Origin of the sequence: Bradyrhizobium sp. STM 3843 (assembly GCF_000239815.1) — a bacterium.
GTDB lineage: Bacteria > Pseudomonadota > Alphaproteobacteria > Rhizobiales > Xanthobacteraceae > Bradyrhizobium.
In genome coordinates, this window is record NZ_CAFK01000010.1 from 57,580 (window position 1) to 74,963 (window position 17,384).

The window sequence follows — 17,384 nt, forward strand, 5'->3', positions numbered from 1 at the left end:
CCAATATGCTGATGCAGGCAGTGTGGATCGCTCTTCTGACGATCGGCTCTGCGCTTGCGCAAACGGCCACCCCCGACGACACCGCGCGGGTCCTTGCGGGAATGCAGCCCTCGGCCGGCTCGCCACTGGCTGCCCTGACACAGGATCCGTCGTGGCAGCGCCACGCAAAATTCTTCGATCATGCCTTCGGCGAGCTGCAGCAGGGTCAGCTTGCGAAGATACATGCCTGGTCGGACACCAATCTCGCGGCGCCGCGGCCGACGATGTTCTATTTCTTCTCCGGACCGGATTTTCTGTACGCAGACGCGTTCTACTCCAAGGCGACCACCTACGTGATGGCCGCACTCGAACCGACCGGTCCGATACCCGACCTGACACGGCTGCCGCGTGGCAGCGTGGGTCCGGAGCTATCCTATGTCGAGCGCTCGCTGCAATCGATCCTGAGCTTCTCGTTCTTTATCACCAAGCAGATGAAGGTCGACCTGCACGAGGGCGACATCGATGGCAGCTTGCCGTTGCTCTACGTGTTCCTGGCGCGGAGCGGCAAGACGATCCACGATGCGGGGCTGATTTGGCTCGACGACAATGGCGGACTGCATGAGGCGGCCGAACCGCCGCCACCAAATGCCACGCGCGGGGCGCGCATCACTTTCGCCGGGAGCGATGGTGTGGAGAGGACGCTCTATTACTTCTCGACGGATCTCTCGAATTCCGGCGTCAAGACCAGCGGCTTCCTGAAATTCTGCGAGCCGCTGGCGCCCGGCAACAGCCTCCTCAAGAGCGCATCCTATCTGCTGCACTCCGGCAATTTTTCGGTCGTACGCAGCTGGCTCTTGAAGAACAGCGCAAGCATCGTCCAGGACGATTCCGGAGTCCCGCTTGCCAGCTTTGGTTCAAAGGCTTGGCGGCTGTTCCCGTTCGGGCGCTATGCCGGTCCTATCGACAAGTTCCCCAGCATGTATCAGTACGGCTACGCGGATCTGTTCGAGCGCGCCGAGCCGCTGGAGTTCGGCATCGGCTATCGCTGGCGCACGCGGGAATCCAATCTGCTGCTCGCGGTCAGGCTGCCAGCCGCAGATGCGACATCGTCGGCTGAAGCCATGCTCCCGACCGAACCGGTCTACCAGCCTGCGCGTGCGCGGCGGGTGCCGAGGCCACCGGAGCCGATCCCGGCTTACCCACCGCGACGGCGCGGCGGATTCTGGTTCTGGCCAGGGTGGTGACGAAAAGGCTTTTGCGAAAGCCTCACCAATGCGTGCTCTGGCTGGGGACGATGAAGTCCGTGCTGCTTGGGGGCAGGGCAGTGGAGTCGTCGAGATAACGCCACGCAGCAACGATCACGATCAGCAAAGCGGCGATAGCGATGAGATCGATCTGTCTTGCGTCGCGGTTGCCGGGCCAATGTTTGGGGCTGATTTTCCAGCGCATTGTTGTTTTCCTCCCAGCGGGAAGTATCAACTTAATGCGAACGAAACAGCGAGGTTCCGCCTACCGTCTCGCGACCCGAGGTGCGCCGCAGCAGAGGGCAGCAGGGAGAAGATAGAATCAGCTCTCGGCGTTGACGCCGCGCCAGCGCGCGTAGCGCCAGGGCAGATACCAGGTTGCGCCTGCAGGCGCGGTCTGCGGAACATTGTCGATCCCCGAGGTGCCGAATGGCTGACAGCGCAGCAGCCGCGCCAAGGTCATCCAGCCGCCGGCCCACAGGCCGAACCGCTCGATGGCTTCGTCAGCATAGACCGAGCAGGTCGGCAGATGACGGCAGTTGTACCCAACGAGCGGCGACAGCGTGTGCCGATAGATCCAGATCAGCCCGTGGGCCACGCGGCGCGGCAAACGAGACAGCGCCGCCGGCACCTGGTGGACGTGAGAATGAGAACATGCGTGCTTCATGGGCGGATGCTGGAGCCGTAGGCGGAGCGCTGCACGGTTCCTGAGCGGGGAACCGGTGATCGCGCATTTTTGTGCTAAAGTGATGCAACTATCACACGTTTTTCGGCGCAGTGCAGCGACACGTACCTGGACGGTAGGGAGTTGCCCGGATAGTTTTTCCTGACGACGGTATGACAGAATAATAATGCATTGAGGCAAAGCTTGCCACGTCTTGACTGGCCCCGCGTGACACGGCGCGGTTTGGATCTGAGGTTGGGTAGGGGGAACAATTGGAGGTGAAGCTGCTGCGGTCTCGCATTTTGCGCTGGACGCTTCTCGGCGTCGCAGCGATCGGAACCGCGCTCGGCGGCGCGATCCTCACACTTTCCAACAGCGCCCAGGCCGGGTCCTCGCTTGAGGAGCGCAAACTTCCGATGCGCTTCGGCTGGGTCGCCTGCGAGCCGAATTGCGGCTGGGTCAGCGCCGTTGGGATCATTACCGGCGATAGCCCAAAGGACTTCGAGGATTTCGCCAGGAATCGGGATCTGAGCGGCGCCACCGTGGTGCTGGACTCGAGCGGCGGGTCGGTCAATGACGCGATCACGCTCGGCCGCCGCTTCCGGGACCTGAAGCTGCGGACCACGGTGGGCATCAGCCTTCGCGCGCGTCGTCCGGGCGAATCGGCGCGCATCGCGCCGGAGGCCTATTGCGAATCGATGTGCGTGTTCCTGCTGCTCGGCGGCACCACGCGCTACGTGCCGGATCGGGCGCATGTCCGCGTGCATCAGATCTGGATGGGCGACCGCGCCGATGACGCCAAGGCTGCGAGCTATTCGGCGCAGGACATGATGATCGTCGAGCGCGATATCGGCCGCCTTGCCAAATACACCTTCGACATGGGCGGCGCCGGCGATCTCCTGTCGCTCGCGCTCAACGTGCCGCCGTGGGAGGACCTGCATGAGTTGTCGCGCGGCGAACTCGGGCAGACCAACCTCGTGACCACGGAGGTCGCCGCCGACGTGCTGCCGCAGGCCAAGCCGGCAATTCCGATGGCTGAGCTTGCGCCGAAGGGACAGGACCGTTTCGCGCCGGCAGCAGACCAAGGCGACAAGCCATCGGCCAAGTCGACGCGGACCGCGGAGGCGACGGCGACGAACAGCACGGGCGCGACCACCCCGGCGCAATAGCCGGCCTTCGACCCGGCGCCATCGAGCGCCGGGATCCTATCAGCCCTGAGCGGCCGCTGGCTCTCTGCCTTCTGTCGCTTTCGCCTCGATCTGGTTGATCGCATCGACCACGGCGTCGAAGGTCAGCAGGGTCGAGGCATGGCGCGCCTTGTAGTCGCGCACCGGCTCGAGCAGCGCGATATCGGCCCATTTGCCCTGCGGCGGAGCGCCGTTCTCCTTCAGCATCTTGCGCACGGTTTCGCGCAACTCGCGCAGCTCCTGCGCGTTGGAACCGACGACGTGGCGCGCCATGATCGAGGAGGAGGCCTGTCCCAGTGCACAGGCCTTCACGTCATGGGCGAAATCGGTCACGACCGGCCCATCCATCTTGAGGTCGACCTTGACCGTCGAGCCGCACAGCTTGGAATGAGCGGTGGCGCTGGCATCCGGGTTGTCCAGCCGTCCGAGCCGCGGAATGTTGCCGGCCAGCTCGATGATTCGCTTGTTGTAGATGTCGTTCAGCATGTGCCTTCCGTCCCGGAATACCCATGTAAGGCGGCCTTGGCGGCCCGGTTTCATCGCCCTATATTGGGACTATATGGAAACGATTGGCGGAAAAACCAGCCATATCCTTCAGGCGTCCGGCGCCAAGGCGCCCCGTCTGCCGGTGACACTCCGGTCGGATCGCCGACCGGTCGAACGGAGTTGAGATGGACGCTTTGATCAAAACCCTGCGAACCAACAAGCAAGACAACAAGGGACCCGAGGCGAAATTGCCGGAGGCCCGTCCCGCCGAGCTCGATCCGACGGAATTCCTTGCAGCCGCGGTGCGGGCCGATCGCGCACGCCCTTCGCGCGCGGAAGCCGAAGCGGCCGTCTATACGCTGCTCAATTACATCGGTGAGGACCCGACCCGCGAGGGCCTCCTCGACACGCCGCGCCGGGTGGTCGAGGCCTTCGACGAGCTCTATCAGGGCTATCACCAATGCCCCGCCGAGGTGCTCGACCGCACCTTCGGCGAGACCGCGGGCTATGACGATTTCGTGCTGGTCCGCGACATCGAGTTCACCTCGCAATGCGAGCATCACATGATGCCGTTCTACGGCAAGGCGCACATCGCCTATACGCCGGTCGAGCGGGTCGTGGGCCTGTCGAAGCTCGCGCGGCTGACGGATATTTTCGCGCGTCGCTTGCAGACCCAGGAACATCTGACCGCACAGATTGCGGCCGCGATCGACGAGGTGCTCAAACCCCGCGGTGTGGCCGTGCTGATCGAGGCGGAGCACACCTGCATGTCGGTGCGCGGCGTCGCAAAACACGGCGCCATGACCTTCACCAGCCGCTTCACCGGCATGTTCCGGGACAATCCGGCCGAGCAGGCGCGCTTCCTGTCCATGGTGCGTGCGCCACAACGTTACTAGTGCCAATGCGTTGGCAGGCTTTCCGGGTTCGCGATGTCAGATCACAATGAGCGCGAGGAGGGGCTCTCCTTCCAGCCGCGATTCGACGCCTCCGGCCTCGTCACCTGCGTCACCACGGATGTCGCAACCGGCGAGGTGCTGATGGTCGCGCACATGAATGACGAGGCGCTGCGCAGGACGGTGGCGACCGGCGAGGCCTGGTATTTCAGCCGCTCGCGCAACGCCTTGTGGCGCAAAGGTGAGATATCGGGTCAGACCCAGCGCGTGGTCGAGATGCGCACCGACTGCGATCAGGACGCGGTCTGGCTGCGGGTGGAGCAGCGTGGGGCCGCCTGTCACACCGGCCGCCGCTCCTGCTTCTATCGCAAGGTGGAGAATGCTGGCGACGGCTCGGCGCGACTCGCTTTCGTCGACGCCGATCGGCTGTTCGATCCGCAGGCGGTCTATCGCAAGTAAGCCAATGCCCTCCCTGCGCGCCGCGGCCGCTCGGTCATTGGCCTGCTGCGAGGGCAATCTTAACTCACCATTAACCATACCCGTCGCAGTTTGCCGGACATTTCCGGCGCGTTCGTCTGCCAAGATTCTCTGCGAAAAGCGGGTCACCTGATGTCGGTCGACGCATCCAATTCCTCATCCACGGGAGTCCTCGATACGGTCCGGGCGCGGGTCGCCGGCGCCATCAAGCAGGCTGCCGATACGGTCGGCACCAGCTTCGAATATCTGTTGTCGACCGCGAAGATGGAGTCGGATTTCAATCCGAGCGCGGGCGCTTCGACCTCCTCGGCGCGCGGCCTGTACCAATTCATCGATCAGACCTGGCTCGGCACCGTGAAGGAGGCAGGTCCCCAGCTCGGCTACAGCGACTATGCCGATGCCATCACCAAGACATCGTCGGGCGACTACACGGTCAGCGATCCCGCGATGCGCCAGTCGATCATGAAGCTGCGCGACGATCCGAAGGCGGCATCCGCGATGGCTGCTGCATTGACCCAGTCCAACAGCTTCCAGCTCACCGGCATGATCGGCCGTCGGCCGAGCGATGCCGAGCTCTATATGGCCCATTTCATGGGAGTCGGTGGGGCAGCCAGGCTGATCACCAGCGCGCAGGACAGCCCACAAGCCTCCGCTGCGCGGCTGTTTCCGAACGCCGCTGCCGCCAATCGCCCCATCTTCTACGACCACGACGGTCGCGCCCGCAGCGTGTCCGAAGTCTATTCGGTGCTGACCACCCGCTATTCCGGCGCGGCCAACTCGTCGACGACGCGGGGCGCGCTCGCGCTCTATGGGGGCTCGTCATCCAACCCTGGCGGCTCGAGCACGCTGCCGGCGACGGATACGGCGACCTTCCTGTCGATGTTCCCCGACGTGCGCAACTCCGCGCCGGCCGCAACCACCATCGCTGATAATGCGAGCACGGGCAGCGCGTCCGCCGATCCGATGTTCCGCTCGCTGTTCCAGGTCGACGGTCAGTCGCCGCAGGTCGTGTCATCCTCGGTGCGCGAATTGTGGGGCACCTCGTCCGCTGCCAGCACCTCGCCGGCCGGGCAGGGCAGCGGCGCGCGCCCGCTTGATCTGTTCAGCGATCCAAACGGGACATTCTCCGGCTGACGCCCGCGAATCGGCCGCATCCCTCGTCATTTCGGCAGCTGAGTTTTCGCTGACGGCCTTGCGCTGCCCGGCGTACCAGGGTGCGCGAGCTCGTCGCCCTTTGCCCGTATTAGTGCGTAGAAGTGACGGTTTTCTGGTATTTTGGTACAGATAAATGTGGCTGATTTAACAAAACATCAATAATCCCAGTCACTTATGGTGAACGCTTTGTTAAGCGTCGTGGTTTATTTTCGGTGCTGTTGAGACCAGGTCGGTCTCATTGGACAGTTGCGTAAGCCGGAAAGACCATGATCGTTCGGCAGTTTCTTAGTTGGGTTAGGACAGCACCCGCCGGTGAGCGGGCCGACGCCACCCGGGCCCTCGCGCGGGCCTGGTTGATCTCGGACCTTACGGATGAGGATCGGGGCGCCGCCGAAGGCGCGCTGCTGATGCTCTTGGACGATCCCTCGCCGCTGGTGCGGCAGGCCATGGCCGAGGTCTTTGCCCGGTCGAACGACGCTCCGGCCGCCATCGTTCAGGCGCTGTCGTCCGACCAGCCCTCGGTCGCAGCGCCGATCCTCGAACATTCGCCGCTTCTCATCGATGCCGACCTGGTCGACATCGTCGCGACCGGCAATTCGGACACGCAATGTGCGATCGCCCGGCGCATCAAGGTGCCGGCCCCGGTGTGCGCCGCCATCGCCGAAGTCGGCAGCGCCGCGGCCGCGCTCGAGCTGATCGAAAATCCCTATGCCGAGCTGGCGCCGTTTTCCTGGGATCGCATCGTCGAACGTCACGGCCATCTGGCCGCGATCCGGGAAGCGATGCTCGTGCTCGACGACCTGCCGGCTGCGACGCGCGCCGCCCTGGTCGACAAACTCTCCGAGACCTTGGCGCAGTTCGTCGTTGCCAAGAACTGGCTCAGCGCCGACCGGGCAGGGCAGGTCGCCTGCGAAGCGCGCGACCGCTCGACCATCAATATCGCCTCGCGCTCGCGCGGCGAGGAGTTGCCCGGCCTGGTGCAGCATCTGCGAACGACGTCGCAGCTCACCGCGGGCCTGATCCTGCGCGCGCTGCTGTCCGGCAATGTCGAGCTGTTCGAGACGGCGTTGTCCGAACTCGCCGACCTGCCGCGCGCGCGGGTGTCCGGCCTGCTCAAGGACCGCGGCACGGCAAGCCTGCATGCGCTGCTGCGTCGGGCCGGTATTCCGGAGACGACCTTTGATGCCTTCCGTGTCGCGCTCGACGCCTGCCACGAGACCGGTTTTGCCGATACGGCGAGCGGCGCGGCGCGGCTGCGGCGGCGGATGGTGGAGCGGGTGCTCACCCATTGCGCGACGGATCGCGATGCGGCCGAACCGTTGCTGATCCTGCTGCGCCGGTTTGCCACCGAGTCCGCGCGTGAAGAGGCGCGCATGCTCTGCGACGAGGTGATGGCCGAGGATTTCGTTGCCGGGATCGAGTTCGGGCTGATCGCAGCCTAAGCGATCGAGTCCGGCACGGCCGCGCTGGAGCTGCTATCATCCTCCCTCAAGACCAGGGAGGAGGCCATGGGCGTTTCCGTGATCGAGCAGGCCAGGTTCAGGCGCAGGTCCTCGTGCCTCTCATCAAGATGTTACAGGCGGAGCTCGGCGAGGGGCGGGCGAATGCGCTGGTGCGAAAGGCGCTCGGGACGCATTATCGCGCGCAAGGCGAAGCGTTCAGGCGGACGCGGCGCGAGAACGACCTGGGACAGGCGATGGCGTCGGCATTCGCGACTTACGCGCGCGAGGACGCGCTCGACTATCAGGTTGTCGAGCAATCCGCGGATAGCTACGCGATCGACGTCACCAGATGCCGCTACGCCGAATTCTACCAGGAATTGGGCGAGCCGGACCTCGGCTTTCTGCTGGTCTGCAGCGCGGACTTCCACGTGATCGAGGGATTCGGCTCGGACGTGGAGCTGGCGCGGTCGCAGACGATCATGCAGGGCGCGCCCCGTTGCGACTTCCGCTACAAGCGATCAAGCGACTGATCGGGAATGGCCGTCGTGCCGTTCGGAGGTCAGCTCAGGGCTGATCGCCGGGCACGATGCTCGGGGCCAGCAGCGCTTCGAGATGTTCAGGACGATCGCGGTTGACGTGGATCAGATATTCGTCGGCAACCTTGCGCAGCTTGCGGCTGAGCTGGCGGGCCACGGTGACGCTGTCGAGCTTGGTGTGATCGTGCACGATGGCGTTGACGGCGTTGATATGATGCGTGAACAGCTCCGGCGGCACCCTGTCGAGATCCGGCGCATGCTCGATGATCCGGCACAGGCTGTCGGCGGCTGCACCGGCGGACGGATAGCCGAAGGTCGCTGCATCGCCCTTGATGTCATGGGCGGCACGAAACAACTCGTCGCAGGCCTCCTGGTGAAAGCCGTCCTCCAGGATCATCGCGTAAGCCTTCGACAGACGTTCGGCTTCCACGACCATCCAGGACTTGAACTCGCCGGAGAGGTCGGCAAGTGCGGCTTCCGCACGGGCGACGGGATCGTCGAGATCCTTGTCGTCGGCGTGGCGCAGCACCTTCTTCAGCGGATTGGGCTGGGTGATGACGTGATGATTGGCATAAGCCGTGACTTCGACCGCCGGAGCTTTCTGTTTCGCCATCGGAATTTCCTGCGCTGCGTCTTCCAAGAACGCGTTCGACTGCTCGTACCCTGATATCTGAGTTACGCCGACGCGGGAGCGCCGATTCCCAGTTTGCGTTAATGAGCCCTCACTGGTTCAGCGCTAAACCGCGGAACGCGCTTTATCCAGAAGTGACGGTTGCTGCACGATCTCGGCTTCGCCGCCGACGCGGCGCTCGGGGCCGATATAGGCCGTATTGGTGTTGCGGCGACGATCCGGACCGAAATAGGTCTTGGTCTTGATGAAGGGCCGCGGATTGGCGACCACATTGAGGATGCGCTGATAGAGGCCTTTGGCCGAGATCGGCTTGGCCAGGAATTCGGTGACGCCGGCGTCCCGCGCCACGGTGACGCGGCGCTTCTCGGAATGTCCAGTCAGCATGATGATCGGCGCGTAAGGATTGCCCTTGGCTTCCGGCTGGCGGATCATCTGCGCCAATTCGAGGCCGTCGAAGATCGGCATCGCCCAGTCGGTGATGACGATGTCCGGGACGTAGTGGGTGTACATTTCGAGCGCGGTGGCGCCGTCCTCGGCCTCATAGACCTCGCGCGCGCCGAACGAATGCAGCAGCGTCCGCAGGATGCGCCGCATGTGGGGATTGTCGTCGCAAACGAGGAAACGCAGCTTGTTGAAGTCGATGCGGTACATTGAGCCGGCCTGCAGGGGTCACCGGTTGAGGCGGTAGACCTGCATTAACCATAAAGGTTCGCGGGTTAAGGAACGGTTGCCGCCGGCCAGGAAAGCCCTGCGAAAGCCTTGCGTCCGCTCAATAGCCGAATTGCTCGCGCAGGATGCGCTCTTCCAGGCTGTGGCCGGGATCGAACAGCATCCGCATCGAGATGGTCTTGTCGGACAGCACCTCGACGCGGCGGACGTCGCGCACCTCGTCATGATCGGCAACGGCCGCGACCGGACGCTTGTCGCCCTCGAGCACCTCGATGATCACATAGGCGGTGTTCGGCAGCAGGGCGCCACGCCAGCGCCGCGGCCGGAAGGCGCTGATCGGTGTCATTGCCAGCAACGCCGCATTGATTGGCAGGATCGGGCCCTGCACCGAGAGGTTATAGGCCGTGGAGCCCGCCGGTGTCGCAACCAGCACGCCGTCGGCGACCAGTTCAGGCATGCGCTCGCGCTCATCGACCAGGATGCGCAGCCGCGCGGCCTGATAGCTTTGCCGGAACAGGGCGACCTCGTTGATGGCGTGGTGGATGTGAACGGTGCCGTTCACGTCGGTTGCGCGCATCAGCAGCGGATGGATCAGGGATTCCTGCGCCGCGCCCAGCCGTTCCCGCAGGTCCACGGTGCTGAACTCGTTCATCAGGAACCCGACCGTGCCGCGATGCATGCCGTAGATCGGCTTTCCCGAACGCATGTGGTCGTGCAGGGTCTGCAGCATAAGCCCGTCACCGCCGAGCGCAACCACCACATCGGCCGTGGCGGGATCGCAATTGCCGTAGAGCTCGGCGAGCTGCTTTAGCGCAGCCTGGGCCTCGGCGCTCGGGCTCGCGACAAAGGCGATCCGATCATAGTGCTTGGGCGTTGTCATGCAGTCGCGAGGCTCAATTGGTCGGCTTTTGGCGGTACGGAGTTTCGTCTAACCGACCTTGGCCTCGGTTGTCGAGATGACCGGCTTGCGAATCGTTGTTTCACGACCATCGGGCAGCATTGCGTGGCCTGCTGGCCGGGAATGAGGCTGGGTTGCGGAATGTTGGGCTGCCCAGGGTGCGAGGCCGGTGGCGGCGCGATGAGCTCGTTATACGCTCGTCATTTCTCCTGCAGGCTCCGTACCGCCGCCCAGGCCGCAGAGGGGGCGTCGTGCTGCGCGGCCCGGGCCCGTTCGGCGAACAGGGCGCTCGGACGGTCCATTGTGGCCGCGCGCGCAAAGCGCGCTGCGGACGCCTCGCATTTGCCGGCGCGCCAAAGCGCCAGGCCTTCCGCATAGTCGGCGAGCACGCGTTGCTGGTCCGGCGCGAGCTCCTCCGCCAGGCAGAGCAGCTCGAATATTTTCAAGGATTGCTCGCGGCCTTTGACCCTGACCGTGTCGAGCTCGCGCCAGGTAAACTCATCGGCGGCACGCGCGACAGTGCTGTCGGAGGCGATGATGGTCGTGCCATAGAACTTGTTGGCGCCTTCCAGGCGCGAGGCCACATTGACCGCATCGCTCATCACGGAATAGTTGAAGCGGCGCTGCGAGCCGAAATTACCCACCAGCGCCTCGCCGCTGTTGATGCCGATGCGCTGGGCGACCTTGATCCCCTGGAACGCTGCTGACGTCCGATTGAGCTCGGTGAGCCGGGCCTTGCACGCAAGCGCTGCGCGCGCCGCATTGGTGGCGTGAAATGGATCGTCGAGCGGCGCGCCGAACACGGCGACGACGGAGTCGCCGATATATTTGTCGACATAGCCGCCATGGCTCTCGATCACGTCCGTCGTCGCCGACAGATATTCATTGGTCAGCGCCATCAGCGCCGACGGCGTCATCCGCTCGGCAATCTCCGAGAACCCTTCGATATCGGAGAAGAACACCGTGATGTCGCGGGTCTCGCCGCCGAGCTGAGGCAGCTTGTGCGAGGCGAGCATGCGGTCGATCAGATGCGGCGCGAGGTAATAGGCAAAGCCCTTCTGCAGCAGCCTGCGGTCCTTGTCGCTGACCATGAACCGATAGCCGATGGTTGCGGCGAGCGCGAGCGCCGCGGCGCCGAGCGGCTCGCCCAGCGGCAACACGAAGGCTTCGTTGAACAGCACCGTCGCCAGGCCCGCGTAGAGCAGGGCGAGCGCCAGCAGTGCTGCCGCGGCGGTGGCAGGCCTGGCGAGCCGCGCGAGCGTCGCTGCGGCCAGCGCAAAGGCGAGGGCGAGTGCGCCCGTCGCACGCCATCCGAGCTCGATCGCCGCGTCGTGCCTAACCAGGTTGTTGATGGCGGTGGCATGGATGTACACGCCTGCGATGGTGCTGCGCGCGAATGCTGCTGTCGTCTTTCGTTCGCCCAGGACGCAGCGCGGCCGTCGCGCGCCCTCGGCCCGGGTGGCGAAGCGTTTCGAGGTCAGCCGGCGGTCTTCGATCCCGACAGTGCCGATCAGAACCACCTTGCCGGCAAACTCACGACGGAAATAGTCCTTGTCGCCCTTGACCGCACAGGCGCGCAGGTCGGCAAAGGAATAGGTCGGGATGTCGTCGGCGCCGCCGTCGAAATTGAGCGTGACGGTATTCGCAATGCGACCGGCGGTGCTGATGTCGTCGGACCGCACGGCGCCGTCCGGATCGGTCGTCAGCGGGGTGCCGCGCGCGCGTGCGGCGAGCTCCAGCGCCATTGATGGCACCGGGTGGCCATCGACGGCGACCGTGAGGGGATGACGACGCACGACGTCGTCGCTGTCGGTATAGGTGTTGAGCGGACGCAAATTTTGTTGCTGCCGGACGGCGATGCGCTGGCCGGGCGCGGGGATGACCGGCTGCTCGGCGAAGACCTCGCCGAGCACGACCTTGCCGGTCGCGGCGCCTGCAGCGAGCGCGCGCAGGAAATCGCGATCGAAACCGCGGGTCTTGTCGCCCAGCGTGCTATCGCCTAACGGGATCTCGGACTGCTCGATCGAGGTCGGAAACACGATGTCGAAGCCCACCACCTTCGCGCCGCCATCCAGCACGGCGCCGAGCACGCGGCCGATTTCGCCGGTCCAGGTCAGGAACGGCGAACCGTTGAACGGCGGCGTCGCGTAGCTTTCCTCATCGATCGCGACCACCACCGTCGGGCTTTGCTCCGGCGCCTGCCGATTGCCGAACGCCTCGAAGCGCAGCCAGGTCAGGATGTCCAGCGACAAGCCACGGCCGCGCTCGAATGCAGGAGAGACGAACAAGGCCGCGCTCACGACTGCAATCGCAAGAACGGCGAGCGTGTCGCGCGTCCGTCGCCCGATCGTCACGGCGCCGCCAATCAATTCATCCGCAGCAGGCGGCCGACCGCGGGTCCGGGACCGGCCTTGGCCTGCGCATCCACGCGGAAGACGACGCGGGAGGCTCCGAAGCTCGCGACATAGGTGCCGCCTGGAGTCAGCGGATGGCTGGTGCCGGCGAAATCGTAGAACCTGCCCTTGAACTGGCGGCCGTTGAGCTCGATTTGCTGGCGGTCACCAGGCTGATCGAGCCGTTCGACCACCAGCGTGCCGCGACCGCTGACCTCAAAGATCGGCGACGCGCCATAGATGATCGCCTGCGCAACCGGCGGGTTGTCGGGCCCGATGCCGCGGACGATGGTGGCGGCAACCTCGCTGGTCTCCCGTGCGGTCGCCTGGGCATGCGCGGCATCGCAATTGACGACGTCGTTCTTGAGCGTGGCGCCCTCGACCTTGCTTTCGCCGGGGCCCACGGTGACGCTGCCGGGTCCGTTGACGGTCTCGCGGCGGCAGGACTTCAGGTAGCTCATCACCAGCGTAGCGTCCGGTCCCAGCCTGATCGTCTGTCCGGGGACGACGTAGTCCATCAGCTCCGCGCCGGTCACATCGCCCTGGATCTCCTCGACCAATGCAACCGGCGGCGCCGCGAATGCCGGCGCTGCCAAGGCGATCCATCCCGCGACGATGAGCGGTGGTGTCTTCATGCGTGAACTCCATGAACGGCGGCGCAGCGTCCCCGATGCCCCCTTGATGTAGACGCAGCGGAGGGCCGATTGGTTCGAGCGCATAGCACAGTTGGCGGGAACAGGCACTCGCCGCGATGTGAACCATTTCACTGATAACATGGTCTAGGTTGGCTGCGCGACTTCATGTTCGTGTCGCAAAAGATGGTCAGTTCTGGCCGCAGGACAGCCTTGTGGCGGTCGAGCGGCCGGGTGGGAGGAGACGGAATGAGAGTGCTGAGTTCGTTGCGTGTTGCGGCCGCCGGCTGTGTTCTGCAGGCCTGGGCAGGCGTCGTCCGCGCGGAGGAACCGCCGCCGCCTCAGCCGCAGCAGGCGACCACCCCGGCAGGACCCCGCGCGGGCTCAACCGGTGCCCGCGCTGCGAATACGCCAGCATCGCCGGCCGCCGCCGAGCAGCACAAACTGCCGCCGGATTCCACGACGAAGCAGACGGTCGAACTGCCCGGACGCACGCTCGCCTTTACCGCCACCGCGGGCTCGATCCGCCTGTTCGACGACAAGGGCGAGCCGCAGGCCGATATCGCCTACACCTCCTACCAGCTTGACGGTACCGATCGCGGCAGCCGTCCGGTCACGTTCTTCTTCAACGGTGGGCCGGGCGCTGCCTCGGCCTGGTTGCAGCTCGGCAACAGCGGACCATGGCGGCTGCCGATCAATGCAGACAACGTCACCCCATCGAGCCCGCCGACGCTTCAGCCCAATGCCGATACGTGGCTCGATTTTACCGATCTCGTCTTTGTCGATCCCGTCGGTACCGGCTACAGCCGTTTCGTGACCACGAGCGAAGACGCTCGCAAGAGGTTCTTCTCGGTGGATGGCGACGTCAGTTCGTTGGCGCTTGTGGTGCGGCGTTGGCTGGAGAAACATGATCGGCTGTCGTCGCCGAAGTTTGTCGTCGGCGAGAGCTATGGTGGCATCCGCGGACCGAAGCTCGTTCGCAATCTGCAGATGGAGCAGGGCGTCGGCGTCAACGGACTGATCCTGATTTCACCGGTGCTCGACTTCCGCGACTATAGCGGCTCGAGCCTCCTGCAATATGTCGCGAGCCTGCCGACATTTGCGGCGGTGGCGCGGCAGCAAAAAGGGCCGGTCACACGCGCTGATCTCGCCGATGTCGAGCACTACGCCAGCAGTGACTTCCTGCTTGATCTCGTGAAGGGCGCGGCGGATGTCGAGGCGACCAATCGGCTCGCCGACAAGGTTGCGAGCTTGACCGGGATCGATCAGTCGATCAGCCGCCGGCTTGCCGGTCGGTTCGACATCGCGGAATTCCGCCGCGAATTCGACCGCCGCGACGGCAGGATCACCGGGCGCTACGACGCTTCGGTGCTGGCACCCGATCCTTATCCGGATTCGAGCTTCTACCATTTCAGCGATCCCTCGGGCGACGGGTTGACCGCGCCGATGACGAGCGCGATCGTCGACCTCACCACTGGCAAGCTCAACTGGCGGCCGGACGGCTCCTATGAACTGTTGAGCGGTTCGGTCAACAAGGCCTGGGATTTCGGCCGCGGCCTGAGACCTGCGGAATCGATCGGCGAGCTCCGGCAGATCCTGGCGCTGGACCCGAAATTGAAACTCCTGGTCGGTCACGGACTGTTCGATCTCGCGACGCCCTACTACGGATCGAAGATCAAGCTCGATCAGCTGCCGGCCTTCGCGCAGCCGCCACGAACGAAGCTCGTGGTCTACCCGGGCGGCCACATGTTCTATTCGCGGGACGACTCGCGAAAAGCCTTCCGCAGCGAGGTCGAAGCGCTGATGAAGTAGGGCGGACGGCCTCACGCGCCTTTTCGGCGCGTGCGGCCCTTCGGATAGTTGCGCTCCATCTCGGCGCTGACGACCCGCTCGGGGCGGACGCGCGTACCCCCGAGCCAGATCTCGCTGACAGCGCCGGACTTCTCACGCACGCGCCGCACCGCCTCGCCGTGGCTCGCAAAACCGGCAGCCTCGCTGATCCGGCCGCTGTCTCGGCCTGTCACCTCGATTTGTGCCGCATCCATGAAGGGATTGATGAGGTAGGGACTGGCGATCATCACCCGTTCGTTGAACGGGAGCAGATCGATCGCGCCCCAAAGCGTCCACCAGCGTCCGGTCCAGTCGCGGGTGCGGCGCGACGGTGCGCCATGGGTCGCGAATGCCTGCAGGATGAACTTGACCCCATTGACCCAGCCCGGCGCCCAGCCATCGACACTGTTGGTCAGCACGGTGATGGCGAGTTCGCGCGCCGGAATAACTGATGTGCGTGAGATATAGCCCTGGAAGCCGCCGCCATGGCCGAACCAGTCGAAGCCTGCTGTTGTGCCGCTCGCCAATGCCAGGCCGTAATAGGCTTCCTCGACCTCCTGCGGAACACGCCAGTGCCGGCGAGTCATTTCGCGCCGGCTCGCGGCCGACAGCACGCTGTTTTTTGCGTGAGGGGCGAGCTGGGCGAAGAAGCGCGCAGTATCGGCCGCGGTCGCGACGATGCCTGCGGCCGGCATGATCGCGTGGGTGGGATTGTCGCCGGGGATGACGACGCGGCGGCCGAGTGGCGCGAGTCGCGAATGACCGCGCGCAAATGGCGCGGCCTTGGCCAAGAGCGTGATATCCGGCACGGTCTCGCGCAGCCCTGCGGGCTCCATGATCTCGCGCCTGATCCAGGCGGAATAGGGCTCGCCCACGATGCTTTCGATCACCAGGCCGAGCAGCCCATAGCCATGGTTGGAATATTTGAACCGCGTATTCGGATCGATCGCGGGAGGTAGCGCAAGCTCGGCGAGCAACTCCTCGGGTGCGAGATAGGAGCGGCTGTCGGTGAACTGGCCGGAGTTGCCGCCGTCGCGGATCAGGCCGGCCGTGTGCGACAGCATTTGCGCGATCGTGCAAGCAGCGACGTCCGGGTGCAGCTTGCTGACATATTGTCCGACGGGATCATCGAGCCTCAAGCGCTTGCGCTCGCGCAATCGCATGATCCCGGCCGCCGTGAATGCCTTGGTATGCGAGGCGACCCGAAAGCGGTGCCGAGGCGTCAGCTTCTCGCCGGTGTCGAGATTGGCATGGCCGAAGGCATGCTCCGCAATGATATCCCCGCGATGGGCGATGGCGATGATGCAGCCGGGCTGCTGCGAGACCTGGACCTGAAATTCCAGCCAGTCACGGACGTAATCAAGCGCAGCACGAAGCCATGCGTCCACCCCGCAATCCTCCCCCGAAGCCCACCATCAAAACGGCTTTTGACAATTGTCCGGGTATCATGATGCGCCAAAGCAAATGGCGCAACCCCTGGAGGTTGCGCCATTCTGTTTCAAGACGATGATCGAGCGATTGCCGATCAGTAGACGAGGCCGGTGCCCGGCTGCTTCTCGAGGGCTGCAGCGAGCGAGCGATATTCGGCGCTGTTGGTGCCGGCGAGCTGTGCCACCTTGTCGAGGTGATACTGGGCCTGTTCGCGGTTGCCCTGTTCGAGCTGCCACAGGCCGAAATACTGCCAGGTGCGGACGTGGTTCGGATCGTCCGCCAGCGCCTGCTCGTAATACTGCTTGGAGGCTTCGTAGTTGCCGAGCTTGCGGTAGGAGTAGCCGATCAGGTTGGCGACGTCGGCGACGTCTTCCCGATGCAGCGCCTTGAGCTGATCGATCGCGGTGGCATAGTCGCCGCGGTCGTAGATCGTGGTGTAGGCAGTCCGATAGGCGGCAAGGAATTTCGGATCCTCGATGCTCGAGCTCTTGTCGCCTTTCTTCTTGCTCTTGGTCGAATCAGAAGCCGGCGGCGACGACGGCGTGTCGCTGCCCGCGGCAAAAGCTTTCGATGCAAGCATCGGCCCGGAGGCCACTGCCATCGAAAACAGCGCCAGCGTGGCAATCCTGATCGCAGACTTGTTCATTCATATCTCCCGAGTTCGATTGGCGATCCAACGGTAACAACTGCGACTTGAACCTTCGCAGTGCGAAAATATTCCCGGCCATTTGCGCGGATTTTGCGCCGCGATCTGTGCAATATACCGGCGGGAAGGTGACAGGACGGTCATTTAGGTAACAAGTCAGTCATCGAGATGAACGCTAAGCTGGAACTCGC

At 64.5% G+C, this 17,384-nt stretch carries 18 protein-coding genes; 8 read left to right on the top strand and 10 right to left on the bottom strand.

What is annotated here, in order from left to right; all coding sequences use genetic code 11:
• Positions 1-5 precede the first annotated feature (5 nt).
• On the top strand, positions 6-1,223 hold the full coding sequence (locus BRAS3843_RS01835; protein ID WP_035980577.1) for a hypothetical protein: 1,218 nt from the start codon (positions 6-8) through the stop codon (positions 1,221-1,223).
• 22 nt (positions 1,224-1,245) lie between these two features.
• Here BRAS3843_RS01835 and BRAS3843_RS01840 read toward each other — a convergent pair whose 3' ends face one another.
• Both BRAS3843_RS01840 and yidD read right to left on the bottom strand, forming a co-directional pair.
• On the bottom strand, positions 1,246-1,428 hold the full coding sequence (locus BRAS3843_RS01840; protein WP_008966987.1) for a hypothetical protein: 183 nt from the start codon (positions 1,426-1,428) through the stop codon (positions 1,246-1,248).
• A 117-nt stretch (positions 1,429-1,545) separates the two neighbouring features.
• Complete coding sequence (yidD, locus tag BRAS3843_RS01845; protein ID WP_035980558.1) at positions 1,546-1,890, bottom strand: membrane protein insertion efficiency factor YidD; 345 nt, start codon at positions 1,888-1,890, stop codon at positions 1,546-1,548.
• A 269-nt stretch (positions 1,891-2,159) separates the two neighbouring features.
• Between yidD and BRAS3843_RS01850 the strand changes: the two genes are divergently transcribed.
• Complete coding sequence (locus BRAS3843_RS01850; RefSeq protein WP_008966989.1) at positions 2,160-3,056, top strand: hypothetical protein; 897 nt, start codon at positions 2,160-2,162, stop codon at positions 3,054-3,056.
• 39 nt (positions 3,057-3,095) lie between these two features.
• On the opposite strand, the gene BRAS3843_RS01855 is transcribed toward BRAS3843_RS01850, so the two are convergent.
• The gene (locus tag BRAS3843_RS01855; RefSeq protein WP_008966990.1) at positions 3,096-3,560 is read right to left on the bottom strand and encodes an iron-sulfur cluster assembly scaffold protein; all 465 of its coding nucleotides are present in this window, start codon (positions 3,558-3,560) and stop codon (positions 3,096-3,098) included.
• Positions 3,561-3,745: 185 nt separating this feature from the next.
• Between BRAS3843_RS01855 and folE the strand changes: the two genes are divergently transcribed.
• The 5 genes from folE to BRAS3843_RS01880 all read left to right on the top strand — a co-directional run bounded on the left by folE (position 3,746) and on the right by BRAS3843_RS01880 (position 8,057).
• Complete coding sequence (folE, locus tag BRAS3843_RS01860) at positions 3,746-4,456, top strand: GTP cyclohydrolase I FolE (RefSeq protein ID WP_008966992.1); 711 nt, start codon at positions 3,746-3,748, stop codon at positions 4,454-4,456.
• A gap of 33 nt (positions 4,457-4,489) precedes the next feature.
• Complete coding sequence (hisI, locus tag BRAS3843_RS01865) at positions 4,490-4,912, top strand: phosphoribosyl-AMP cyclohydrolase (RefSeq protein WP_008966993.1); 423 nt, start codon at positions 4,490-4,492, stop codon at positions 4,910-4,912.
• Between the two features lie 150 nt (positions 4,913-5,062).
• The gene (locus BRAS3843_RS01870; RefSeq protein WP_008966994.1) at positions 5,063-6,064 is read left to right on the top strand and encodes a transglycosylase SLT domain-containing protein; all 1,002 of its coding nucleotides are present in this window, start codon (positions 5,063-5,065) and stop codon (positions 6,062-6,064) included.
• A 287-nt stretch (positions 6,065-6,351) separates the two neighbouring features.
• The gene (locus tag BRAS3843_RS01875; protein WP_008966995.1) at positions 6,352-7,527 is read left to right on the top strand and encodes a DUF2336 domain-containing protein; all 1,176 of its coding nucleotides are present in this window, start codon (positions 6,352-6,354) and stop codon (positions 7,525-7,527) included.
• 113 nt (positions 7,528-7,640) lie between these two features.
• The gene (locus BRAS3843_RS01880) at positions 7,641-8,057 is read left to right on the top strand and encodes an L-2-amino-thiazoline-4-carboxylic acid hydrolase (protein ID WP_244425096.1); all 417 of its coding nucleotides are present in this window, start codon (positions 7,641-7,643) and stop codon (positions 8,055-8,057) included.
• A 34-nt stretch (positions 8,058-8,091) separates the two neighbouring features.
• Here BRAS3843_RS01880 and BRAS3843_RS01885 read toward each other — a convergent pair whose 3' ends face one another.
• The 5 genes from BRAS3843_RS01885 to BRAS3843_RS01905 all read right to left on the bottom strand — a co-directional run bounded on the left by BRAS3843_RS01885 (position 8,092) and on the right by BRAS3843_RS01905 (position 13,289).
• Complete coding sequence (locus BRAS3843_RS01885; RefSeq protein ID WP_008966997.1) at positions 8,092-8,676, bottom strand: Hpt domain-containing protein; 585 nt, start codon at positions 8,674-8,676, stop codon at positions 8,092-8,094.
• A gap of 123 nt (positions 8,677-8,799) precedes the next feature.
• Positions 8,800-9,345, bottom strand: a complete 546-nt coding sequence (locus BRAS3843_RS01890) for a response regulator (protein ID WP_035980560.1) — start codon at positions 9,343-9,345, stop codon at positions 8,800-8,802.
• Between the two features lie 118 nt (positions 9,346-9,463).
• On the bottom strand, positions 9,464-10,243 hold the full coding sequence (locus BRAS3843_RS01895) for an NAD kinase (protein ID WP_008966999.1): 780 nt from the start codon (positions 10,241-10,243) through the stop codon (positions 9,464-9,466).
• A 218-nt stretch (positions 10,244-10,461) separates the two neighbouring features.
• Positions 10,462-12,615 carry an adenylate/guanylate cyclase domain-containing protein gene (locus tag BRAS3843_RS01900; RefSeq protein ID WP_035980561.1) on the bottom strand — a complete coding sequence of 718 codons (2,154 nt, stop codon included), beginning with the start codon at positions 12,613-12,615 and terminating at the stop codon, positions 10,462-10,464.
• An 11-nt stretch (positions 12,616-12,626) separates the two neighbouring features.
• Complete coding sequence (locus BRAS3843_RS01905; protein ID WP_008967001.1) at positions 12,627-13,289, bottom strand: hypothetical protein; 663 nt, start codon at positions 13,287-13,289, stop codon at positions 12,627-12,629.
• Positions 13,290-13,535: 246 nt separating this feature from the next.
• On the opposite strand from BRAS3843_RS01905, the gene BRAS3843_RS01910 reads away from it, so the two are divergent.
• The gene (locus tag BRAS3843_RS01910; protein ID WP_008967002.1) at positions 13,536-15,098 is read left to right on the top strand and encodes a peptidase S10; all 1,563 of its coding nucleotides are present in this window, start codon (positions 13,536-13,538) and stop codon (positions 15,096-15,098) included.
• An 11-nt stretch (positions 15,099-15,109) separates the two neighbouring features.
• Here BRAS3843_RS01910 and BRAS3843_RS01915 read toward each other — a convergent pair whose 3' ends face one another.
• Positions 15,110-16,504 carry a serine hydrolase domain-containing protein gene (locus tag BRAS3843_RS01915; RefSeq protein WP_008967003.1) on the bottom strand — a complete coding sequence of 465 codons (1,395 nt, stop codon included), beginning with the start codon at positions 16,502-16,504 and terminating at the stop codon, positions 15,110-15,112.
• Between the two features lie 137 nt (positions 16,505-16,641).
• Positions 16,642-17,193 (bottom strand): tetratricopeptide repeat protein, encoded by a 552-nt coding sequence (locus BRAS3843_RS01920; RefSeq protein WP_008967004.1) that lies wholly within the window; start codon positions 17,191-17,193, stop codon positions 16,642-16,644.
• Between the last annotated feature and the right edge of the window lie 191 nt (positions 17,194-17,384).